Origin of the sequence: Trichlorobacter lovleyi (assembly GCF_015239775.1) — a bacterium.
Taxonomy (GTDB): Bacteria; Desulfobacterota; Desulfuromonadia; order Geobacterales; family Pseudopelobacteraceae; genus Trichlorobacter; species Trichlorobacter lovleyi_B.
Window position 1 is genome coordinate 3,041,242 of sequence record NZ_CP058409.1, and the last position, 23,256, is coordinate 3,064,497.

General features: G+C 55.0%; 23 protein-coding genes. 6 read left to right on the plus strand and 17 right to left on the minus strand.

Annotated features, from left to right (window positions below; all coding sequences use genetic code 11):
* Positions 1-50 precede the first annotated feature (50 nt).
* On the minus strand, positions 51-458 hold the full coding sequence (locus FY034_RS14060; protein WP_265551630.1) for a hypothetical protein: 408 nt from the start codon (positions 456-458) through the stop codon (positions 51-53).
* 270 nt (positions 459-728) lie between these two features.
* Here FY034_RS14060 and FY034_RS14065 point away from each other — a divergent pair, with 270 nt between their 5' ends.
* The gene (locus tag FY034_RS14065; RefSeq protein WP_265551632.1) at positions 729-2,048 is read left to right on the plus strand and encodes a diaminopimelate decarboxylase; all 1,320 of its coding nucleotides are present in this window, start codon (positions 729-731) and stop codon (positions 2,046-2,048) included.
* A gap of 78 nt (positions 2,049-2,126) precedes the next feature.
* On the opposite strand, the gene FY034_RS14070 is transcribed toward FY034_RS14065, so the two are convergent.
* The 3 genes from FY034_RS14070 to FY034_RS14080 all read right to left on the minus strand — a co-directional run bounded on the left by FY034_RS14070 (position 2,127) and on the right by FY034_RS14080 (position 3,458).
* Entirely contained in the window at positions 2,127-2,636 is a 510-nt protein-coding gene (locus FY034_RS14070) for a hypothetical protein (RefSeq protein ID WP_265551634.1), read from the minus strand.
* A complete protein-coding gene (locus FY034_RS14075) occupies positions 2,633-3,058 on the minus strand; it encodes a hypothetical protein (protein WP_265551636.1) in 426 nt (141 codons plus the stop codon). Before FY034_RS14075 ends, FY034_RS14070 begins: the two co-directional genes overlap by 4 nt.
* Positions 3,059-3,239: 181 nt before the next feature.
* Positions 3,240-3,458: a hypothetical protein gene (locus FY034_RS14080; protein WP_265551638.1), complete on the minus strand. Its 219-nt coding sequence runs from the start codon at positions 3,456-3,458 to the stop codon at positions 3,240-3,242.
* Positions 3,459-3,770: 312 nt separating this feature from the next.
* Here FY034_RS14080 and FY034_RS14085 point away from each other — a divergent pair, with 312 nt between their 5' ends.
* Positions 3,771-5,477, plus strand: a complete 1,707-nt coding sequence (locus tag FY034_RS14085) for a GGDEF domain-containing phosphodiesterase (RefSeq protein WP_265551639.1) — start codon at positions 3,771-3,773, stop codon at positions 5,475-5,477.
* 199 nt (positions 5,478-5,676) lie between these two features.
* Here the strand turns inward: FY034_RS14085 and FY034_RS14090 are convergent, their stop codons facing one another.
* The 11 genes from FY034_RS14090 to FY034_RS14140 form a co-directional block, all read right to left on the minus strand.
* Positions 5,677-6,819, minus strand: coding sequence for a M20/M25/M40 family metallo-hydrolase (locus tag FY034_RS14090; RefSeq protein WP_265551641.1), 1,143 nt, complete (start codon positions 6,817-6,819; stop codon positions 5,677-5,679).
* A gap of 254 nt (positions 6,820-7,073) precedes the next feature.
* Positions 7,074-7,427: a DUF86 domain-containing protein gene (locus FY034_RS14095; protein WP_265551643.1), complete on the minus strand. Its 354-nt coding sequence runs from the start codon at positions 7,425-7,427 to the stop codon at positions 7,074-7,076.
* A complete protein-coding gene (locus FY034_RS14100; protein WP_265551645.1) occupies positions 7,420-7,710 on the minus strand; it encodes a nucleotidyltransferase family protein in 291 nt (96 codons plus the stop codon). The genes FY034_RS14095 and FY034_RS14100 overlap by 8 nt, the downstream gene beginning before the upstream one ends.
* 195 nt (positions 7,711-7,905) lie before the next feature.
* Complete coding sequence (locus tag FY034_RS14105; RefSeq protein ID WP_265551647.1) at positions 7,906-9,381, minus strand: DNA-directed RNA polymerase subunit alpha C-terminal domain-containing protein; 1,476 nt, start codon at positions 9,379-9,381, stop codon at positions 7,906-7,908.
* On the minus strand, positions 9,378-10,136 hold the full coding sequence (locus tag FY034_RS14110; RefSeq protein WP_265551649.1) for a hypothetical protein: 759 nt from the start codon (positions 10,134-10,136) through the stop codon (positions 9,378-9,380). The genes FY034_RS14105 and FY034_RS14110 overlap by 4 nt, the downstream gene beginning before the upstream one ends.
* A gap of 103 nt (positions 10,137-10,239) precedes the next feature.
* The gene (locus FY034_RS14115) at positions 10,240-11,472 is read right to left on the minus strand and encodes an LL-diaminopimelate aminotransferase (protein WP_265551650.1); all 1,233 of its coding nucleotides are present in this window, start codon (positions 11,470-11,472) and stop codon (positions 10,240-10,242) included.
* A 27-nt stretch (positions 11,473-11,499) separates the two neighbouring features.
* Entirely contained in the window at positions 11,500-11,943 is a 444-nt protein-coding gene (locus FY034_RS14120) for a DUF6036 family nucleotidyltransferase (protein WP_265551652.1), read from the minus strand.
* A complete protein-coding gene (locus tag FY034_RS14125) occupies positions 11,885-12,073 on the minus strand; it encodes a hypothetical protein (protein WP_265551653.1) in 189 nt (62 codons plus the stop codon). Before FY034_RS14125 ends, FY034_RS14120 begins: the two co-directional genes overlap by 59 nt.
* Positions 12,074-12,082: 9 nt before the next feature.
* Positions 12,083-12,883: a 4-hydroxy-tetrahydrodipicolinate reductase gene (gene dapB, locus FY034_RS14130; protein WP_265551655.1), complete on the minus strand. Its 801-nt coding sequence runs from the start codon at positions 12,881-12,883 to the stop codon at positions 12,083-12,085.
* Between the two features lie 38 nt (positions 12,884-12,921).
* On the minus strand, positions 12,922-13,794 hold the full coding sequence (gene dapA / locus FY034_RS14135; RefSeq protein WP_265551657.1) for a 4-hydroxy-tetrahydrodipicolinate synthase: 873 nt from the start codon (positions 13,792-13,794) through the stop codon (positions 12,922-12,924).
* 102 nt (positions 13,795-13,896) lie between these two features.
* Positions 13,897-14,925 carry a TIGR00730 family Rossman fold protein gene (locus FY034_RS14140; protein WP_265551660.1) on the minus strand — a complete coding sequence of 343 codons (1,029 nt, stop codon included), beginning with the start codon at positions 14,923-14,925 and terminating at the stop codon, positions 13,897-13,899.
* Positions 14,926-15,099: 174 nt separating this feature from the next.
* Between FY034_RS14140 and FY034_RS14145 the strand changes: the two genes are divergently transcribed.
* From FY034_RS14145 to FY034_RS14160, 4 genes are all read left to right on the plus strand, one after another.
* On the plus strand, positions 15,100-16,695 hold the full coding sequence (locus tag FY034_RS14145; RefSeq protein WP_265551662.1) for a peptidylprolyl isomerase: 1,596 nt from the start codon (positions 15,100-15,102) through the stop codon (positions 16,693-16,695).
* 24 nt (positions 16,696-16,719) lie between these two features.
* Positions 16,720-17,610, plus strand: a complete 891-nt coding sequence (locus FY034_RS14150) for a phosphoribosylaminoimidazolesuccinocarboxamide synthase (protein ID WP_012471078.1) — start codon at positions 16,720-16,722, stop codon at positions 17,608-17,610.
* 430 nt (positions 17,611-18,040) lie between these two features.
* Complete coding sequence (locus tag FY034_RS14155; protein ID WP_265551666.1) at positions 18,041-19,933, plus strand: MG2 domain-containing protein; 1,893 nt, start codon at positions 18,041-18,043, stop codon at positions 19,931-19,933.
* A gap of 152 nt (positions 19,934-20,085) precedes the next feature.
* Complete coding sequence (locus FY034_RS14160; RefSeq protein WP_012471080.1) at positions 20,086-20,265, plus strand: hypothetical protein; 180 nt, start codon at positions 20,086-20,088, stop codon at positions 20,263-20,265.
* Between the two features lie 87 nt (positions 20,266-20,352).
* On the opposite strand, the gene FY034_RS14165 is transcribed toward FY034_RS14160, so the two are convergent.
* Positions 20,353-20,766 carry a bacteriohemerythrin gene (locus FY034_RS14165; RefSeq protein WP_012471081.1) on the minus strand — a complete coding sequence of 138 codons (414 nt, stop codon included), beginning with the start codon at positions 20,764-20,766 and terminating at the stop codon, positions 20,353-20,355.
* 1 nt (position 20,767) lies between these two features.
* Positions 20,768-23,245 (minus strand): Lon protease family protein, encoded by a 2,478-nt coding sequence (locus FY034_RS14170; protein ID WP_012471082.1) that lies wholly within the window; start codon positions 23,243-23,245, stop codon positions 20,768-20,770.
* Between the last annotated feature and the right edge of the window lie 11 nt (positions 23,246-23,256).

Here is a 23,256-nt window from a genome sequence, read left to right on the forward strand (position 1 = left end):
GCACCGCGCAACGCCGTAGACGGGCTCCGTAGTAGTTTTTCAACAGCCTGCTAGGGAGCCACAACGTACCAGACATTGTTAACACCCTGCCCGGCCGTATCTCCCGGCTTCAGATCCTTGAAGAAGTAGTACAACGGCAACCCTTTGTAGGTGGTCTGTTTTTTGCCGTCAGCCCGCACAATGGTTCCAAAATCCCCGGCCTGCACCCCTGCGGGGACCGTCACACTTTCAGCGCTGAACAGGGGCCACTTCTCAACGCAGGGGCCTGCACAGGCGCTCGTACCGGCAGTATCCTTCTTGAAGAGATACAAGGTCATCCCTTTCTCATCAGTCAGGTATTTTCCAATACCATCCTTCTCCTTGACGCCGACACCAGCGGCAGCTGCCACGCTGGAAAACATCAGGACAGCAATGGCCATGGTAAGCATTCCGGATAGCATCATTTTGAGCGTTTTCATGAGTTTGCCCTCCTCTTGTCCTTTGTTTAATTTCACTGTAGTCCCCTGGCAAAAGCTTGTCAAAACAAAAAAGACCAAACCAGTCTTATTAAGAACACAAGCCCCATGCGGGCAGTTGCCCCTTCTTCATAACGCCATGAGTCATACTGGCTGCCAGAGAGCTATTGCACCACAGCGCACTAAAATGTTACATAGGTAAACTCATATCTGTAAGCTGCCCTAAAAGGTGCGGCAACTGCCACGCCCTATCACTTTTACGAGGTTGAAAGCATGTCAATCACACAGTTTGGCCCGACAAAACTGGACGCAACACTGATCCCGATAATAGCCCGGCAATGGGGCACCCCGGTTTACCTGCACGATCAGGAGTACATTGAAAACAGCTGTGAACAGCTGCTGAACATGCCCAATGCCTTTGGCCTGCATGTACGCTATGCCATGAAGGCCAACTCCGACCGCACCGTGCTGCGGGTGGTTACCAACAAGGGGCTGGATCTGGATTGTTCATCGCTGGATGAAGCGGCCCGCGCCCATGCTGCCGGGATCCCCTTCAGCCGGATGATGCTGACCACCCAGGAGGTCCCTGGCGGTGAAGAACGGACTGAACTGGAGGCGATGATCAAGGCCGGGCTCAAGTACAATGTCTGTTCCATGCTGCAGTTCAACCTGATTGCCGACTTTGCCAGGGCCAACCGGATCGATCTGTCCATGCGGGTCCATCCCGGTGCTGCCGGCGGCGGCGAAAGCGCCACCCGCGATACCGGCAGCGAGTATTCCTGCTTTGGCGTGCACCTGAATGATGTCCCCAAGGTCAAGGCCAGGGCCGATGAACTGGGGCTGAGCTTCACCCAGGTACATGTGCATATCGGTTCCGGCGGCGACCCGGAAAAATGGCGCCAGAACATCGACCGTGAACTGGGCTTTGTAAAGAGCTACTTCCCGGATGCCACCACCGTCAGCTTTGGCGGCGGTCTCAAGGTAGCCCGGATGCCGGGAGAGAAGCAGGCTGACATCGCCTCATTGGGGGCCTACGCCAAGCAGCGGATTGAAGAGTTCAAGGCGGAAACCGGCCGGGAACTGCAGATGGAGATTGAGCCGGGCACCTTTGTGGTGGCGAACTCCGGCCATATCATCACCCGTATCATCGACAAGAAGCTGACCAACGAACTGAACTTCCTGATCGTGGACGGCGGCATGGAACTGCTGACCCGCCCGCTTTTGTACGGCTCCGAGCATCCGATTACCATCGTGCGCCAGGACGGCACCCTGCTCTCCAGCGAGTATGACCAGGCCCCTGCACAAGGGCTGAAATCCTTCGGTATCGTGGGGCGCTGCTGTGAAAGCGGCGACTCGGTCCGCCTGGATAACGACGGCAACATTGTGCCGGTGCTGATTGCAGAACCGGAGATCGGCGACTACGTGGTGATCGGCGGAACCGGTGCCTATTCCGAAAGCATGTCGCCGGAAAACTACAACTCCCACCGCAAACCGGGGGCGGTCATGAAGACCAGGGGCGGTGAGCTGGTGCAGATCCGGAAAAAGCAGGTGCGGGAGCAGCTGACTCAGAATGAGCTGGATGTAGAACTGTAGCCGGCGTCCTTGCAACGCAGACAAACCAAGGTCAGGGGAGGATTCTCCCCTGGCCTTGTACGTTTCCTGCCGGTTTGTTCAGTGCCCCGCCCTGCCCAGGGGTGTCAGCGGGGCAAGCAGTTTCCGGAGTGCCTCCCCCTGCACGGCACCCTCTGCCAGCAGCGCGTCAGCCAGGGTCTCCACCACCTGCCAGATGGCAGCATCATCCATCCACTCCTGCAGCCGGTCCATGACGTTGCAGCTGACAAGGTTTACCCGGGCCTCACTCTGCAGCAGCTCAGCCGCCTGTTCCTGCCATGCAGCCAGGTCGCTCAGGGCCACCAGCGGTTCGCCGTCAGCAGGTATCCCGGCCAGATAGCGATCCTCAGCAGCAATACCGGCCAGGGTCACCAGACCGAATTCATACAGCCCGAGCAGCGCCTCCCGGTCAAGGAGCGCCACACCCTGGGCAGGCAGCCCCCGCCATGACTCACCCGGTTCGGCATTGATCGAGACACGGGCCACGGCATACCGCCCGCGTCCGACAATCGTCTGCACCACGGCATGCCCCGCCTGGTGGATGGCAATCCGTCTCGGTTCGGGGATCATGACTGCTGCGGTGCACTGCCGCGGGTGACGCAGGGGCAGTTGCGGGGATCGCGCTCCCCCACGCTTTCCAGCTTGAGACCGATCCAGTTATGCACCTGCGCCAGATCAAACCCGGCCAGCCGCTCCTCCCCCACCTGCATCAGCGGCCGCACAATGAACAACGGCTCTGCCACCATCAGCTGCAGGGCCTCACCGCGATCAAAGTCGACAGGGGTCAGCTCACCCGACTTGATCCGGGGATGGGCCGGATTGAACCACTCTGCCACCGGTCGCTCGCCGAAAAAGAGTGCCAGCCTGGCCGCGTCCCACGGCTCTGTCAGCAGGTCGCGTACCTCCAGCGTGTGTCCTGAGCTGCACAGAATCTCCTTCTGTTTCGCATTGCCCTGGCAGCCCGGTTTTTCCCAGAAAACAACTGTTGCCATGCCACCTCCCTAAGCTAAAAATCGGCAGTTCAACCGGCAACAGACAGATGCCCGGCTACCGTTTCAGAGGTAGGCCGGGCATCGTTGCAGGGCTGACTGCTGTCTTGTCTGGTGATTGTAGCTACGTCAGGCAGGTTGTCCCGGCAGCATGCCCTGCCGGAAGACAACAGGGGCTGCGCGATTACATTGGCGGATCCAGCGGCCCGCACCAGTCGCCGTTCAACGTCTCGATCGGTGCGCTCCCGGCTTCGCCATGCAGCAATGCCACAAGGTTTCCGTTCGCATCGGGACGAATGGCGACTATCCGCAATTCGTGTTTCTGGCGCCCGGCCTGATGATGCCCATTCGGGTCGTACCAGTACTTTCCCGCCTTAATCGGTTTTGTTGCTGTCCATGCCATGACTCATACCTCCTGTCGTTGTTGTACAACAAAAAGCCCGGCACACCTGAATAGGTATGCCGGGCTCCGTTGCCTGACTTGATCATAACGGGCACACCATATATGACCCTGGCCAATTATTCAAGCGCAACTGCAGCGGACAACCGGCAGCGGGCACCCTCCGCTGCCAGGCAGGCACCAGTGTCAATGGTTGACCAGTTGATTAACAACGTATATTGTTGTCATTAAATTTATACGCAAAATTTTGCCGGGGCGAACCCGGCTGCCGATGTCAGGGCGGCCTTCACCGCTGTTTCCAATCGGGGATTATCTATGAACGTCAAAAGCAGTAACGACAACATGTTTCAGGGACAGCAGATCCTGGAACACGCTCCAGACGGCATCTTCATGATCGATACCGAGCTAAAGATCCGGTATGTCAACCCGGCGTTTTGCCGCCTGCTGGATTATGATGCCAGCGAAGTGCTCGGCACCTCCATCACTGACTACCTGGGTGATCTCTCCATTCTGGCAAGCTGCATGGAGTCTGTAAGTGAAACAGGCTGCTGCATTGATCAGGAGACCATCTTCCGGCGCAAAGACGGTTCAATGGTTCACATTTCCAAGAATGTTCAGGCAATCCAGAACGAAGATGGCAGCCTGGCCAGCATTGTCGTCTTTATCCGTGATATGACCAGGCTTCATTTCCTTAATCAGCAGCTGAGTGAATCCAAGGAACAGCTGCAATCCTATATCAACAATCTTGAAACCGTGGTGGATGAGCGCACCAAGGAACTCTCCGAGCAACTCTACACGGACAGCCTGACAAGACTGCCGAACCGGATGAAACTGCTGGTTGACCTGACCAAGGGGCTGAATGGCAACACCCTGATTCTGCTTAACATTGATGGTTTCAAGGAGATCAACTCCTATTTTGGCCAGGATGCCGGTGATACCATCTTGACGCAGATGGGCAACGAACTGGTCGCCCAGACCTCCCGGCTGAACATGGGCAAGGTCTACAAGCTCCCCTCCGACGAGTTTGCCATTGTCATCCAGCAAAACCTGACACAAGAGCAGGTGGAAGCGATTGTTGTCAGCATCGGCGAGACCATCAAGCACCGCTCCCTGTTTGCCCGCTCAGACGAAGATATCAGCCTGGATGTGACGATCGGCGTGGCCATGATCGATGAAACCGACAACAGCTCGCGGGAGCTGCTGTCGTTTGCGGACATGGCGCAAAAACTTGCCAAAAAAGAACGCAAACCGTACCTTTTCTACACCCCCTCAATGCAGATCAAGGAAGAATACGAGCAGAACCTGGGTTGGATCAAACGGCTGAAACGCGCCATTGAGGAGGATCGGGTCGTTCCCTTTTTCCAGCCCATCGTCGACTCCCGGACACTTCGCATCACCAAATACGAGGCACTGGTCCGCATCCAGGAGGGAGATACGTTTGTCAGCCCGAGCGAGTTCCTGCGAATAGCAAAGAAAGTCAAGTTGTATCACCACATTACGAATGCCATGATCGACAAGGCACTCGCTGTTTTTGCCCCGCTGAAGGTAAGTGTCTCGATCAATCTCTCCATTGAAGATATCCTGAACGAATCCATCAACAGCTATGTGATACAGAAAGTCCGTGAGTGCGGTTTTGCCGAGCGGATTATCTTTGAGATCACCGAATCGGAAGGGATCAGCAACTATACTGCGGTCAACGAGTTCATCACCGAAGTGAAACATCATGGCGCCAAAATCGCGCTGGATGATTTTGGTTCAGGTTACTCGAATTTCTTCTATGTCACCCAGCTCAATGTTGATTTTATCAAGATCGACGGTTCCATCATCAGTCAGATAACCGACAACCGTTCAGCACATATCATTACGGAAACCATCATCGATTTTGCATCCAAACTCGGGATACAGACAGTGGCCGAGTTTGTAGCGGATGAAGCCATTTACCGCTGCCTTGAGGGATTAAGGATCGATGCCTATCAAGGCTTCTATTTCGGAGAACCGCTGCAGCAGGTCATTGACCTCTGATCCAGACAGACAAAGACGGCAGAGCAGCCCCCGGCAGTTTCCCCCGCCATAAACCGGCAGCAATCCCCCCCAACAACTATCGCACCAGGCCGCACTCAGCGGCACAACTCTTCATTCAGAACAGCTACTGACGGCTCCATGGCGAGGAGCCGGAGGCGATCCAACCGAGCGTACGCCTTGCAATGCAACGGGAATAGCATCAGCGGGAGGATAGCGATGCTTCGTCCCCGCCGGTCAGGATGGCTGCCACCCACTGCGCCAGCCGCGTCAGCTCCGCTACCGCTATCCGCTCCTGGCAGGTATGCACCTTTTCAAAACCGCAGCAGAGCACTGCGGTCGGGATGCCCCGTTCATTCAGGAAATTGGCGTCCGAGCCGCCGCCGGTGGAACGGTGGCGTACCGTCAGACCAAGACGACTGGCTGCTGCACCGGCGCGGCGCACCGGGGCACTGGCCGGATCAAGCCGGTACGAACGGTAGTTGGAGCGCAGGGAGATCTCCACCTGCCCGCCCGCGGCACGGGCCGCCTCTTCCAGGGCCTGCTGCATGGCTGCCACCTGAACAGCCAAACGGGCCGGATCAGTGGAGCGCACCTCAGCGTTGATCTCGCAACGGTCAGGCACGATATTGGTCGGCCCATCAGCCCGGATGCTGCCGATGTTGGCAGTGGTCTCAGCATCAATCCGCAGCAGCCTCATCCCTGCAATGGCTGTAGCAGCGATCTGAATGGCCGAGACCCCCTCCTGTGGGGCAATACCGGCATGGGCTGCCCGGCCGCGGATCACGGCGGACAAGCGCACCTGCTCCGGCGCCATAACCACGATCTCCCCCACCGGCCCGCCGGCATCCAGCACAAACCCGCAGCGTGAGACAAGCCGGCTCATATCGAACTGCTCAATCCCCAGCAGCGACAGCTCCTCCGCCACGCTGAACAACAGCTCCAAGGGCGGATGGGGCAGTCCCTGCTCCCGCACCGCCACAATCCCTTCCAGCACCGCTGCCAGACCAGCCACATCATCGGCTCCCAGCACCGTACTGCCGTCACTGACAATATACTCGCCCGCCAGCTGCGGTTTTACCCCGCAACCGGGCACCACCCGGTCCATGTGGCAGGAAAACAGCAAGGTCTCGCCAGACCCGCTGCCTGCCAGGGTGGCGTACAGGTTGCCGGCAGTCCCCCCAAGCCTGCAACCGGCATCATCCTCGGTCACGCTAAAGCCCAGCCCAATCAACAGCGCGGTCAGGTGGTCTGCCATGGCCCGTTCGCGGGTTGGCTCAGCATCAATGCTGCACAGTTCCAGAAAGCTGTTCAGCAGGCGTTTGGCGTTGATGTCAGGTGTCATGGGCAGTATCCGTCCTGATAAGATCGTTGTTGAACAGAGGCATCATGATACCTGCTCCGGTGTTGACAGGCAAGTTACAGACGGCCCGCAGCACCAAACAGCATTCCCTTCACAGCCCGCTGACAGGCCTCAGTGTTGACCCGGTTCTTCATTGTTTTCCAGAGGCAAACGGAAAAGAAGCCAGACGCACTCAAGCACAAAAAAGGCGGCCGATTGGCCACCTTTTGAGTTAAGGGTCAAATTCCGGAGACAGTTTACTTAATTCGCTTCTCGGCAACCAGATCTCCAACCAATGGCTTTATCTCTGGTAACCTTTCTTTTGCCACCTTCCAGACTGTCAGCAGGTCCACCCCCATGTAGTCATGGATCAGCACATCACGCATGCCAGCCATCTTACTCCACGGTATGTCGGGATGCTTGTTACGAAATGACGTGGGGATATGCTTAGTGGCTTCGCCTAAAACTTCCAGGCTTCTGATGACCGCATTGATGGTCTTGCGGTCCTCTTCAACCTGATCAAAGGTCATGTCGGCAATAAACTGCTCAACCTCGGTGATGGCTGTCAGGATATCAGCGAGATAATCGCCAAGCTCCCGCCCCTTAGACATACTCAACCTCGGCCAGAATCCGCTTTCCAATGGCAGGCTTGAGGGCCGACTCCATCACCAGGTCAACCTTGTGCTGTAGCCGGGCCTCCAGGTGTTCACGCAGATCGATAAAGTCAAATAAATCAATCTCACGGTTAAAGGACACCAGGATATCGATATCGCTGCGCTTGCGCTGTTGTCCACGCACGTAGGAACCGAATAGCCCCAGCCGTTCCACACCGTAGCGGGCGACCAATTCAGGCTTGGTATCCCTGATTATGTTAATAACTTCCTGTTTGCCCATGTTCACCTAGTACCATAAAAAAAGGTGCGCTGCAATCAGCGCCCCTTTTGTCCAATCTACTTCAGATTCTTCTTGATCGTAAACAGCGCCGGGATAATGGAGGCGAGGTTTGCGTGCGATGCAAGAGATGTAGCAGCGAATAGCAGAAAGTCAAGCCTGACCCCAAAGGTTTCTAAAGCCTTACGTCAACGTCGACTACATCCACACTGCCTGCCCTACGACATTTCTTATCCGTTGAAGGTATTTCTCCCCAATTGTCTCAAGTGAGAGTAATTTTTCATCCGATGCATCTGTTAGCTCGCCAACGGTATTAATATCGTTTTCTCTAAGCACCGCAATTCTTCTATCGGTTAGGCCATATGGATACGCTTTCGAAACTTTTAACTGATTAATGTCATACGACAAGATAGTTAAATCATGATCTTCAGGCAAGTCAGGCATTGTGACATCTAAGGCGCTGCTAGATGCATGTATCTCAGCGGGATCTACTTTGTCTCTGACCCAACTCTCAAATATTTCTGCAGTAACCCTTCTTCCTGGGTAACTCTCAAGAAGGTTGCACAGATTTAGTGAGAACCGTGAACCTCGTCCTCCAGACTTCATTGATCTTGAGGCTTCTCGTCTCGATATAAAACCGGCATATTCAAGAATTTCCATTGGTTTGGCATATCTTTGTAAAATGTCTCTGTGGATAATAACAGATGTTGTTTTTGATTGACCGGCGAAACTAAACAGTTTTTCAGCGATTAATCGACTCGGCTCAATCATTACCTCATATATACCAAGCTTAGGAGTTAATTCTTCTAGGAGTGGCCAGTAATAGTCAGCCGAAAGAGATAGCAACATTTCAGTCAATTCAGGAAATCCTATCCTTTCAACATCATGCAATTTATTGCAAGCAAATACAAAAGCACGCATATTGCCGACAACAGAACGTCCTAGGAAATACGGCAGGTCTACTTCTGGAAAAGCCCGTGAAGTTTTAGTCAGTAAATTAGCAGCTCTCGCCTTGATAACATCAGTGAAAAATTTTGCAAAATATTCAAGGCGCTCGTCTCTTGTAATATCGATAACTGTTGCATCATTAAATACATCAAAGCGAATTCCAAATTTTGTTACACCTGGATAAATAGCTGCTTTACATGAAACAGTACTGCTAGAAATAGTTCTAAAAATATCAAAAAACTCAGTAAGTGCAGTTTCACGCCCAAGATGCGCTGCATCATCAAAAAACAAGACTATTCGTTTTGACAATCGAGAACTTAAATAAACTAGCTCTTGCTGTACAGTGCCAACAGATGGACTTGAGACCAATTCAATGGACTTGAGGCCAAGTACTGAAAGTTTTTGATTAATTTTGTTGATCAATAATTGACAAAAAATATTCTCATACTGCTCGCCTTTACTTCTTAGCAGCGGTAAATATCGTAGACTGAGATAAACGCTAAACACGTTACTTTCACCGGTGTTAAGCCTTTTATGTGCTTCTAGTAATAATGCACTTTTGCCACTGCCTCGTCCACCGCGCAGCAAAATAGGACCATGAGCAATTAATTTTCTGATAATTTGCTCATCATAGGATGAAAACTTATGGAATCGCTCGAATAGTTCGTCCGGACATTCTTCTGAGGCGAGAATGAGTTGGCCCTGTTCCTCGTGTGGTTCATTCATATAAGCACCTCACTTTCGATCCCATTGAGACTTCTTACGATTTCCTTTTTCGACAAATTAACCATTGATACAGGGATATAGTTTGCAATAATCGACATTTTAGTAATAAGGCACAATGTGGATTCTAGAAGATCGATAACCGTAGCAGCATCATAACTGATGGTGCTTGGAACTACAAACTCTGTATGAATTCCTTTGGATAAGGCAGAAAACAACCTATCTGCTTCTCTCCTAAAATATGCAGTTATCCCTTCAGGCGGGATCTGACTAAGCTCATTTAGCCACTGAGATGTTTCGGCTGAAAGATCATCCAGCATAGCGATGAAAGCATACTGCCAATAGAGCTCATGTGTATAAGCGCTAAGTAATGCACGGCTTACGTCTTTTGAATCTATGTTTTGCGACCAAAGATCTGCTGGAGGTTTTGCTGGGATTATATCACCGGCCCATTGAATTGAGAGTTTACCTCTGGTACCAATGTCGAAATTTGGCTGTGATTGATACTTTTTTATAATCAATAATCTAAAAGGATCTATCCTACCTAGAAGTACAGTGCAAGCGCTCTCCAAAAGCCTTCTTCCTATAAAAGGGCCATATTCCGTAATATTTGCTTTAAGTTTCTCAGTAATATAGAGCGAGGATTTGTCGCCGAAAAAATGGATAGTGGAGCCAAGGTATAAAAAAATTTGCGAAAGGTCCCCGAGACTGGAACTCTTGCCACAAATAAGCAATTTTAAGTTTCGCCCTGTTTTCATACCAACTCCTGATGTGTCAAGGCAGACAATTTCTGGTGCCATCCATTTAGCGGGCAAGAAATAAACAAAAAGGCGCCACGTTGGGCGCCCTTTCTCATTCATCCTACTTCAAATTCTTCTTTATCCGCTCCACCGCTTCAATCACATTTTCTCTGTGACCGAAGGCTGAGAGTCGGAAGAACCCTTCCCCTGATGGGCCAAAACCGCTGCCGGGGGTACCGACCACGTTGCACTCTTTCAGCAGCTTGTCAAAGAAATCCCAACTGCTCATACCACCGGGGGTCTTGAGCCAGATGTAGGGGGCATCCACCCCGCCGTAGCAGGTGACACCAACCTCTTTCAACCCTTCACGGATGATGCGGGCATTTTCCATGTAGTAGTCAATGATCTCTTTGGTCTGCTTCCAGCCTTCATCACTGTAAACCGCAGCAGCAGCCTTCTGTACCGGATAGGAGGCGCCGTTGAACTTGGTGGTGGTGCGGCGCAGCCAGAGCTTGTTGAAGCTGTACTTTTCACCGCTGGCGGTGGTGCCCATGACCTCTTCCGGCACAACAACGAGGCCGCAGCGCACGCCGGTGAAGCCGGCGGTCTTGGAGAAGGAGCGGAACTCGATGGCGCACTTTTTGGCCCCTTCGATCTCATAGATGGAATGGGGGATCTCCGGGTTGGTGATAAAGGCCTCATAGGCGGCATCAAAGAAGATGATGGCGTCGTTGGCCAGGGCGTAATCAACCCACTTCTTCAGCTCGGCCTTGCTGGCCACGGTGCCGGTGGGGTTGTTGGGGAAGCAGAGATAGATGATGTCCACCTTCTGGGTGGGCAGCGAGGGGATGAAGTTGTTGGCCTCGTTGCAGGGCAGGTAGACGATGTTCTGGTAGTAGCCCTTCTCATCTGCCTCGCCGGTGCGGCCGATCATGACGTTGGTATCGTTGTAGACCGGGTAGACCGGGTCGCCGATGGCCACCACGTTGTCCAGGGCAAAGATATCCAGGATGTTGGCGCAGTCGCACTTGGAACCGTCGGAGATGAACATCTCCTCGGTCTTGAGCTCAACCCCCAGCGGCTTGTAGGATTTCTCGATGATGGCGTTGATCAGCCAGTCATAGCCCTGCTCAGGACCGTAGCCGGCAAAGTTGGCAGTGGTGGCCAGATCATCCACCGCGTCATGGAACGCCTTCAGCACAGCCGGGGCCAGAGGACGGGTCACATCGCCGATACCGAGGCGGATCACCTTGGCATCCGGGTTGGCAGCGGTGAACTCACGCACGCGACGGCCGATCTCGGGGAACAGGTAGCCAGCCTTCAACTTTAAGTAATTGTCATTGATTTTCGCCATTACTGAAAAACCTCCAGATATCAATAATTATTGTTCAAGCTGTTCAACATCAGCCAAATCTTTGAGGCGCCCGGTAGCCCTTTTGTTGATCTTGAGATCCTCAAGGTCAATGAAAGGGATCGTAAAATTTTCATATGCAACAAGATGTTTGCGCTGGAAACAGTCGCTGAATGAAACACCATCTATTGAGGTGAGAATATCAACCCGATAGGGCGGATAACCAAGCTGAATAATGGATCCCTCGCGGGAAAAATCTGCCTCTGAAAGCTGCAGTTCACCAAAACCAAACTCTTTCAGCGACTTCAAAAGTGCCAATGCATTTTCTGGTGTCGCACGTACCCACAAATCAATATCACCGGTTGCCCGGACATAGCCATACAGGATGGTGGCATAGCCACCGACGACCAGATACTCAACGTGGTTGTCGTTGAGTAACCGTAACAACTCTTTGAAGTCTTGGCTCAATATCATCTGCTATCCCATAGAAACCACGAATCAGGCGCTCACCCGCAATCAGGCGCTCTATCTCGCTTTTACCGAGCCAGTACTCCCGGTCACCCTTGTCATCCTTCATGTTGATGATCCGAACGACCTTTTCCATTACCTGCTCCTACTTCAGCCCTAACACATCTTGCATGTCATACAGCCCCGGCGCCTTGCCCACAATCCACTTGGCTGCACGGACGCTGCCGCGGGAGAACATGTCGCGGGTCATGGCGCGGTGGGAGATCTCGATCCGCTCACCCATGCCGATGAAGTAGACGGTATGCTCACCCACGATGTCGCCGCCCCGCACGGTCTGCATGCCGATCTCTTCCTTGGTGCGCTCGCCGCAGATACCTTCACGGTGGTAGTTGGCCACCTGGTTGTAGTCGCGGCCCAAGGCCTCGGCCACCACCTCGCCCATCCGCACGGCAGTGCCGGAAGGGGAGTCCTTTTTCTTGTTGTGGTGCAGCTCCACGATCTCCACATCAAAGTCATCGCCCAGGGTCTTGGCCACATCCTTCAGCACCTTGAAGCAGACATTGACCCCAACAGACATGTTGGGAGCCAGCACGGCCGGGATATCCTTGGCCAGTTCCGCGGCCAGGGCCCGCTCCTCTGGGGTGAAGCCGGTGGAGCCGATCACGATCGACTTTTTCTTCAGGCCGCAGACCTCCAGGTTCTTGAGCGAGACCTTGGGGGTGGTGAAGTCGATCAGCACGTCACAACCTTCCACCACGGCGTTCAGATCATCACTGATGGCCACGCCCAGGTTACCCACCCCGGCGATCAGACCGGCATCCTGGCCCAGCTGGGGATGAGCGGGACGCTCCAGGGCACCGGAAATGGTGCAACCTGCCTCAACAGCAGCGACAATGATACGTTGACCCATGCGGCCGGCGGCGCCGCAGACGGCTATCTTGATCATGGCAAACCTCTAAGAAATAAATTCAGGAAACTGTTCCGCTAGATCAGTTTGTACTCTTTCATAATTGCGGCAAGTTTATTCTTATTAGCTTCCGACATCGGGGCCAGCGGCAGGCGAACCTCGTCGGAGCACTTGCCCATCAGCGCCAGAGCGGTCTTGACCGGTACCGGGTTGCTCTCGATAAACATGGCGTTGCTGATCTTGAGCGTATCCAGATGCAGTTGACGGGCCTTTTCCAGGTCGCCGGCATAGAAGGCGTCGGTCAGGTCACCAATCGCCTTGGGCATGATGTTGGCAGTGACCGAGATCACCCCTTTGGCACCGCAGGCCATCATCGGGAAGGTGATGAAGTCATCACCGGAGAATACGTCGATCTGGTTGCCGCAGAGGGCCATGACTTCGGAGGCCTGCTGCAGAGAGCCGGTGGCCTCTTTGATGGCAACGATGTTTTTATGTCCGGCCAGGCGTGCCACGGTTTCCGGCAGCAGGTTGACACCGGTGCGGCCCGGTACGTTGTACAGGATCTGAGGGATCTCAACGGCATCGGCAATGGCGGTATAGTGGCGATACAACCCTTCCTGGGTCGGCTTGTTATAGTACGGAGTCACCAGCAGCACCCCGGCCACGCCGATCTCTTTGGCCTCGCGGGTCAGATGGATCGCCTCGGCAGTTGAGTTGGAACCGGTACCGGCAATGACCGGCACGCGCCCGTTGGCCTGCTCAAATACGATCTTGATGACGTTCAGGTGTTCTTCGTTATCCAGAGTGGACGATTCGCCGGTTGTCCCGCAGGCAACAATGGCGTCGGTACCGTTCTCGATCTGAAAATCAACCAATTCACGCAGCGTCTTCTCGTCAACCGCACCGTTATTGAATGGGGTTACGATAGCTACAATGCTTCCCTTGAACATGACTGCCTCCCCTATGCGTACACGCACTGTATAAAATCTTATGCTCTAAAAACGGTAATATATAGAAAAAGTGGAATTTTTTAACATAGCCCCCGACAAATGTCAAAACGTGTTTATACGGTTGATAAAGGCGATCAACAGACCGTAATGAAAGTGATTGAAGGGGAAGCTGATCCGGGGCAGCAGCGCCAGTTCCGGCTCATCATCCTCAACCAGCAGCGGCTCACAACTGACAATCCGCCCGCCCGGCAGGATCAGCTCGGGGAACTCCTGTTCCAGCATGTCAAGCTGTTCAGGCAGCAGCTCCCTGGTGAGGCGCACAATGATCCGGTCGTCATAGAAGCGGATGGAGTGATAGTTTTTGTAAAATGTCTCAATGACCGCGGCAGCCTCTTTCTCATCCTTGGTAATGGTGAAGATCGAAAAATCCTCGCCGGAGATCAGCCCCTTGGCCAGCAGCTGTTCCTTGACAAATTCGAAAAATTGTTCCCAGAACCCATCCTCATCATCCACCAGCACCAGCGGCTTGGGCGAGGTCTTGCCGGTCTGCACCAGGGTAAAGACCTCCATCGCCTCATCCAGGGTGCCGAAGCCGCCCGGAAAGACCGCCACCGCATCGGCCTCTTTCACGAAGGCCACCTTACGATTGAAGAAATACTTGTAGGTGACCAACCGGGGATTGTTGTGCATGACCGGGTTGGCACTCTGCTCAAACGGCAGCTTGATGTTGACGGCAAAGGAGTTCTCGCTGCCGGCCCCTTCGTTGCCAGCCTGCATGATACCGGGCCCGCCGCCGGTAATGGCCATCCAGCCCTGTTCCGCCAGCAGACGGCTGAAGCGGATACAGGTCTGGTAGATCGGCTCGTCTGGCCGGGTACGGGCGGAACCAAAGATGGTGACCTTTTTGCGCTCACGGTAGGGACCAAAAACCCGGGTGGTGTAGCGCATCTCCCGCAGGGTGCGGTTGATCAGCTTCAGGTCCGGCATGTAACTGGTCTCTTGACCGATTTTGAGCGAGGAAATAATCAGCTCCCGCACCAGATGCGGGTGTACTACCCCGCCTGCTGCGCTGATCAACCGGTCAAGCAGCCGGTCAACCTCTTCGTTCGTATGGGAAAAACTTAACTCCATAACACCCCCGGCATGACGTTCAAACCGTGCAAATAGTCGCGTACCCTAGCACAGTTACAGCTAACTGTAAACCGCCGGCCTCGGGAATCACAGCTTGATTTTATCTGAAGCGCTAGTGTAGTATGCAACCTCTTTTGACAACCATTTATCGATACAGACAAGGAGCCCCGCACCATGCTTGACGTCATACGTAAAAAGAAGGAATCGGTCGTTATCAAGGCCGTTTTCGTGATCATTGTGCTGTCATTCATCGGCACCATTTTCCTGGTCTGGGGCAAAGGTGACGAAGGGATGGGCAGGAGCTCCGGCTATGCCGCCAAGGTTGACCGCACCACCATCTCGATTGAGGCCTACCAGAACGCCTACCAGAACATGGCTGACACCTATCGCCAGATCTTTGGCGCCAACTTCACCCCGGAGCTGGAAAAACAGCTCAATCTACGCCAGCAGGCCATCGACCGCCTGATTGACAGCACCCTGATCATGAAGGCCGCCAAGAGCCAGGGGGTGTCGGTCAGCAAGGAAGAGATCTCTGCTGCCATCGCCGGCATGTCGGCCTTCCAGCAGAACGGTACCTTTGATTTCGGGCTCTACCAACAGATGCTGAAGGCGAACCGGATTACCCCGGATGCCTTTGAAGAATCAAAAAAACGTGAACTGCTGATTGAAAAGACCCGCAAGGCCGTGATGGACAAGGTTGTGATCAGCGATGACGAGGCCCTGAAGCAGTTCCACAAGCTGCAGGACAAACTGGAGCTGAGCTACGCCTCATTCAGCGCTGCCGATGTCAGTGCAGAAGTAAAGCTGAGCGACGCTGACCTGCAGGACTACCTGACCAAGAACGCTGAAAAATTCAAGAGCCCCGAGAAGGTGGCCCTGTCCTGGTTCGTACTGGAAAACTCCAGCCAGACCCACGTGCAACCGGTAACCGCTGAAGAGCAGGAAAGTTTCTACCGCAAAAACATGGACCGCTATGTTGACAAGGATAATGCCCCGATCCCCTATGAGCAGGTAAAAGAGCGGGTCAAGGCCGATGCACAGCGCCAGAAAGCAGCCAAGGCCCTCTATGAAAAGGCTGCCGACACCCTGTTCCAGAACATCAAGTCCGGCGACCTTGGCTTGGTGGCAGCCAAGCTGGGCGCAAAAACCCAGGACACCCCGCTTTTCAGTGCAAACGCAGCTCCGGCCGCTCTGGCCGGTGAGACTGCCCTGCTGAAAAAGGCCTTTGAGTTGAAGCAAGGCGAGCTGGGCGGCCCGGTGGAGACAGCAAAAGGGATTTACATCTTCAAGGTCAAGGAGAAGAAGGCTGCCGAACTGCCCCCCCTGGCCCAGGTCCGCACCACGGTCGAACAGCAACTGCGCGCCCTGAAGGCAGCGGAGCTGGCAAAGCAGAAGGCGGTTGAGGCGCAGAAACAGCTGGCAGGCAACGGCGCCGGGCTGAAGCTGCAGGCGACCCCGGCCTTCGGCTACAATTCCAAAGGTGATCTGCCCGGCATCGGCAACTCAAAACCGTTGATGGAGAAGGTCTTTGAATTGACAACAGCCGGCGCAACACCGTCTGAACCGATGCTGGTGGGCAATCGCTGGTATGCGGTACGGCTGAAGCAGCGTAGCGCTGCTCCCCAGGCGGACTTTGCTCCCCGCAAGGATGAAGTCAAACGGCAGCTTCTGCCGGCAAAACAGGAAGAGGCGCTGCGTGCCTGGCTGAAGGAGCTGCGCAGCAAGGCCAAGATCGTGTACAATCCGGCACTTACCGCCGCTAATCAGTAACGTTGAAAACAAAGGAGAGCTGACATGTCCCAGCCTGTTAAACAAACCGATTTCCCCGGCCTGAAACTGGTCAACCGCGGCAAGGTACGGGATATTTACGACCTGGGTGATGCCCTGCTGATGGTCACATCGGACCGGATCTCGGCCTTTGACGTGATCATGAACGAGCCGATCCCGGACAAGGGCAAGGTACTGACCCAGATTTCAAAATTCTGGTTCAGCCAGATGGAGGATATCATCCCGAACCACATCATCTCCACCGATGTGGCTGACTACCCGGCTGCCTGCCAGCCGTACGCCGAGGTGCTGGCCGGACGTTCCATGCTGGTCAAGAAGGCTGAGCCGCTGGCAGCCGAGTGTATCGTACGGGGCTATGTCTCCGGTTCCGGCTGGAAGGATTACAAGGCCACCGGTTCCATCTGCGGCATCAAACTGCCTGAAGGCCTGAAGGAATCCGACCGCCTGGCTGAGCCGATCTTCACCCCCTCCACCAAGGCCGAACTGGGAACCCATGATGAGAACATCAGCTTTGACGAGATGGTCAAGGTATGCGGCAAGGAGTTGGCCGAGCAGGCCCGCGAGGCGACCATCAGGATCTACTGCCGTGCCCGGGAGATTGCCGACCAGAAGGGAATCATCATTGCCGACACCAAGTTTGAATTTGGCGTCTATGAAGGCAAGCTGATCATCATCGACGAATGCCTGACCCCCGACTCCAGCCGTTTCTGGCCCAAGGATCAGTACCAGCCGGGCGGTCCTCAGCCCAGCTTTGACAAGCAGTTCCTGCGGGATTACCTGGAAACCCTGGATTGGGGCAAGACCGCACCGGCACCGCCGCTACCGGAGGAAATCGTGACCAAGACCGGCGAAAAGTACAAGGAAGCACTGTTTAAACTGGCGGGCATAACCGTCTAAAAAAGCAGTTTCCGGAGCAATGAGACAAGGGGGTGACTGCCAATCACCCCCTCTTTTTTTAATGAAACGAAAAGTATTACTACCCCGGCTACACTCCCCGCAAAACCTGCCGCCATCACGCCTTGACACATTTAATCAATCGTTTAACTAATTGAAATAACTAAATTATTAAATAATTATAAGTTGACACGCCCTCAAAAAGGTCGATAAACAGCAGTACAATAATTCATTAACCACTAACATTCATTTCCATCCAAATTCTTTGCAGCACCACCACTCAGCTTTCGCTACGAACTGTCCGGACTGTGGGGCGAACCGAAAGGAGTACTACCAGAAAACCCCGGAAGAACCCGTTGGAAAGAGTTTGAGCAACTGTTTGAGCAGTAGCGCAACACACACCCTGAGGTAACCACGCAAAGGAGAAGAGAAGATGAAGAGACTGTTTACCCTGATTGCCGTTGCCGGTAGTTTGGCAGTAACAGCAATTGCCTCCGCAGACACCCTGACACTGACCACTGACAAGCCCTGTTACACCCGTGGTCAACAGGTAAAGTTCACCGCTGTCTACAAAAAAAGTGACGGCAGCGCAATCACCTCTCCCAGCAAACGTGAACTCCGCCTGCGTGACAAGGCAAACGGCAACACCCTGGCTACGGTCAGCATGACCAATGCCGGCAGCGGCACTTATACCTACAACTATACCCTGTCTTCATCAGCAGTATACGGCACCTATGAAACCCGTCTCGACTTCATTTACAACAACGTTGAAACCAAGATCTACTTCAACCAGCCTGTCGTAGCTTCCAGTTGTACAACCACTCCGCCTCCGCCTCCGGTCAACAACCACGCCGGTCTGACCTACACCGGCACCACCATGTGCCTGCAGTGCCACACCAAACAGGCCACCGATCTGGCCGGTTCGGTCCACTACAAGTGGGAGACCCCCTACGCTGCCATCAGCAACAAGCCGGGGGTAACCGGCGGTAAACTGAACACCGCCGTCAACGCCTACTGCATCAACACCCTGGGCAACTGGAACGGCTGCGGTTCATGCCATATCGGTGCCGGTGCCAAGCCGGGTACCGTTGCCGATGCCACCCAGAACATCGACTGTCTGATCTGCCACCAGGTTGCCTACAAGCGGGTACGTAACGCCACCACCGGCCTGTTTGAGCCGGACACCGCCAAGATGACCATCTCCATGGATCAGGCCGTGCAGACCCTGCACAAGCCGGTTAAATCAAACTGTCTGCAGTGCCATGCCAAGGGCGGCGGCGGCGATGCCCTCAAGCGTGGCGACCTGGCAGTAATCAACGGCACCACCACCGACCGCAACTACGATGTCCATATGGCCTCCACCGGCGCCAACCTGACCTGTCAGCAGTGCCACACCTACACCAACCACCATGTGGCCGGTCGCGGCTCAGACCTGCGCCCAACCGACAGCACCGTAACCGTCGGCTGTGCAACCAGCAGCTGCCACAGCAACAAGGCTGCCCTGAATGCCGGTCATGCCACCACCGCCATCAACACCCACCTGAAGCGTGTGGCCTGCCAGACCTGCCATATCCCCTCCTACGGCAGAAAGGCGGCCGATGCCGTACTGGACACCGTGACCGGCTTTGGTGATCAGTCCACTGAAACCGACCGCACCTGGGTAACCCCCGAATGGTCAGTGGCCAACAACCGCTGGGAGCCGACCGTTGTCCGTGCCAACAACCTGAAGCCGGTCTACGCCTTCTATGACGGCAGCTCCTGGGTCTATGACCTGCATGATGTGGCCGTGATCGATCCGGCCACCGGCAACTACAAGATCAGCCGTCCCAACGGCGGCATCAACACCGCCAACACCAAGCTGTATCCGTTCAAGTACAAGACCTCGACCCAGCCGATGCACACTGCCAGCGGCAAGCTGATCGCCCTGAACACCTCGGTCTACTTCAAGACCGCCGATGTGGCCGGTGCCATCCAGTCCGGCCTGACCAACATGGGTCTCAACCCTGGTGATGCCTACAGCATGGTCAAGGCCGACGAGTACCAGATGCTGAACCACACCGTGGCACCCAAGGCCAACGCCCTGCAGTGTGCTGCCTGCCACGGCACCACCAGCGTACCGGCAACCCAGATGAACCTGAAGTCGATGGGCTATGCCCTGAAGGCTGCCCAGTCCGTGGTCTGCGTCCAGTGCCACGGCAATGAGAGCCTGCCGAGCTTCACCTCGCTGCACAGCAAGCACGTCACCAGCGAGAAGATCGACTGTTCCATGTGTCATACCTTCAGCCGGGCAGCCGAGCGCGGCCTGACCATCGGTATCAAAAACTAACCAGGCTGCATGCAAGACACAAACACCCCGCCGGTTTTCCGGCGGGGTGTTTGTGTTTCACCAGTCAATGCCAGGGCTCTTTTGCCTTGGATTTGACCAGACACCTAAACTGTGTATACTGTCCTCAAGATCATGCAGAAAAGGGGGCAGCCATGAAGCTGGATGATGTCAAGAAGATTGCAGCAGGACTCGGGATCAAGGCGGGCAAACTGCGTAAGGCGGACCTGATACAGCAGATACAGCAGACAGAGGGCAACGACCCGTGTTATGCCACCGGCAAGTCGGCAGTCTGCGGCCAGGATCAGTGCCTCTGGCGAGAAGACTGCAACTGATTTCGTCTTTATCCCGCCCAAAAACGGACAGCGCCCTGACAGCATAGGCTGGCGGGGCGCTGTCTGCCTCTACCGGCAGGCCAACAACTAGGCGGTGCCCTGGCTTTTCAGGTGCCGTCCCAGTGCCCGGTCTCTGACCGAAATATGCCGCAGCAGCCAATCCAGCAACAGCTTGTTGGTATCCAGCACATGGTCAATCTGCACACCGCCTTCGGAACGCATCCGTTCCTTCAGCTCGGCAAGACGGGCAATGAACGAGACATGTTCGGCATGGTGCGACTCGTACTCAGGAAAACCGCTCTGTTTCTGCAGTTTTTCTTCATCACTGAAGTGACTGATCACATAGTCATCCAGAAACGTCAGCAGATGCAGCACCTCTTCACGCCCCTTGCCCTCCTTGCAGGAACTCAGCAGCAGATCAAAGCGGGCCAGCAGTTCCTTGTGCTGGTCGTCAATCTGATCAACCCCTATGGCAAGGTCTTCTCTCCAGGTAATCCCCATCTTATGCCTCCCTGTCTGCTTCAACAGATTTTTTCTTGCGGGTAGCAGCCGTTTTTTTCTTGTGGGCGGCTGTCTTGCCTTTACCGTCATCTTCATCGCGCATCCGCGCATGCATCTTCTTCAGGGTTTGTGCCACCTGATAAAAGACCGTATCCTTGGGAAAGCTGCCGTTCTTGCCGGCAACACCGGCCTGAACCCCGGTCAGGATCTCAATCCCCTGCTCAATGGTCTCAATACTCCAGAGATGGAATCGTCCGGCGGCAATTGCCTCCACCACCTCTTCCTTCAGCATCAGGTGCCGTTCATTGGTCTTGGGAATCAGAACCCCCTGATCGCCGGTCAGCCCCTTTGCCTTGCAGACCGCGTAGAATCCCTCAATCTTGTGGTTCACACCACCGATCGGCTGGATCTGCCCCCGCTGGTTGACACTGCCGGTCACCGCAATCCCCTGTTTAATCGGTACTCCGGACAGGGCTGAGAGCAGGGCGTACAGCTCGGTGGAGGAGGCGCTGTCGCCCTCGACACCGTCATAGTTCTGCTCAAAACAGATCGAGGCGGACAGTGAAAGGGGATGGCTGCGGGCAAACAGCCCCCCCAGATAGCCGGTCAGGATCAGGACCCCCTTGTCATGGATCGGGCCGGACAGCTTGACCTCCCGCTCCACATTGACCATACCGGCCTGTCCCAGCCAGGTACGGGCCGTGATCCTGGAAGGACGGCCAAAGGTGTGGTCGCCCAGCGAGATGACCGAGAGGCCGTTGATCTGTCCCACCACCGCCCCCACGGTATCCACCATGATGGTGCCGTCCTCAAATAGTTCCTGCATCCGTTCTTCAATCCGGTTGACCCGGTAGAGCTGTTCTTCCGCAGCCCGGCGCACGTCACCGCAGGTTATCACCTCATGTCCGTCGCGCTCGGCCCAGAAGCTGGCCTCCCGCACGAAGTCGGCGATCTCCATGAAGCGGGAAGAGAGCTTCTGCTGATCATCCACCATCCGGGCGGTGTACTCCAGCAGGCAGGCCACACCGGCCCGGTCAAAATGCAGCAGCTTCTTGTCGCGGCAGAGGGTGGCCACAAACAGGGCATACTCCTGCATGACCACCGCCGTACGGGAGACGGAGCTGTCAAACTCCGCCTTGACCTTGAAAAATTTACGGTAGTCCGGATCCTGGTAGTAGAGCAGATAGTAGATCCAGGGGGTACCCACCAGCACAATCTTGGCTGAAAGCGGCACCGGCTCAGGTTTAAGCGAGACCATCGTCATGAAGCGATACTGCTCCAGTACATCCTCAATCCTGATCTCGGCGGTGCGGATACAACGTTTGAGGGAGTCCCAGACAAAGGGGTTGATCAGCACCTCACGGGCATCAATCACCAGGTAGCCGCCATTGGCGCGGTGCAAGGCCCCGGCCTTGATCATGGTAAAGTCGGTCACCGCCACGCCGCCGTACTGCATGACATGCTCGATCCGGCCAAACAGGTTGTTGTAGGTGGGGTTGGATTCAAAGACGATCGGCGCCCCCTCGGTCTCCTTGTTGTCCACCAGCAGGTTGACCTCATAGCGCTCAAAGCTGGGTTCCTGACGGGGGATCTTGAGACCGGGTATCTGGGGCTGGGTAGGCTGAGGCTTAAAATCCTCCAGGTTTTTCAGAATATCTTCCTGGACGGTTTCAAGATAGGCCAGCACCTTTTCCAGATCGACATATTTCTCCCGCAGCGGGTCCAGGCGATGTCCCAGACAGGAGAGACCAAGCTCACGGTCGGCCAGGGCCAGGGCGTCCTTGGTGGCCTTCTCGTTCTCGCGCACCTGCCGCAGGACATCATTCAGGCGCTCCGTCAATAATTTGCCCTGTTCCTCAAGCTTGGTACGCTCCTCGTCAGTCAAGGCATCGTACTCTTCCTGGGTGAAGTTATGGTCGTCCTTCTGCGGTACGATCACCAGGCCGGATACGGTCCGTTGCAGCACAAAACCATGCTGCTCCGATTCGGTTTCAAGGGTCTCAAACAGTTCATTGCTCTGGGCCTGATACTGTTCCAGGATCTCGGTACGGCGGGATTCGTACTCCTTGCTTTCAAGGGCCTTGGGGATATCGTTCTTGAACGCCTCCACCAGCTCCTTCATGTCGGCGGCCAGTTCACTGCCTCTGCCGGCCGGAAGCGACAGTGAGATCGGGTTGTCGGCATCCTTGAAGTTATAGACGTAGACCCAGTCATCCGGCGTGGGCTCAGACTTGGCCCGTTGGCGCAGCAGGTTGCGGATGGTAGAGGTACGGCCGGTTCCGGTCTGGCCGGAGATATAGAGGTTGAACCCGGTCTCCCTGACACCCAGGCCGAACTCGATCGAACGCAGGGCACGCTCCTGCCCCACCGCATCCACCAGGTCAGGCAGATCGGCCGTGGTAGTAAAATCAAACTGTTCAGGGTCGCATGTCCAGCGCAGCTTTTCTACCGGTAGACGACATTCATCTTGAACGGGCATCTGCCCTCCTC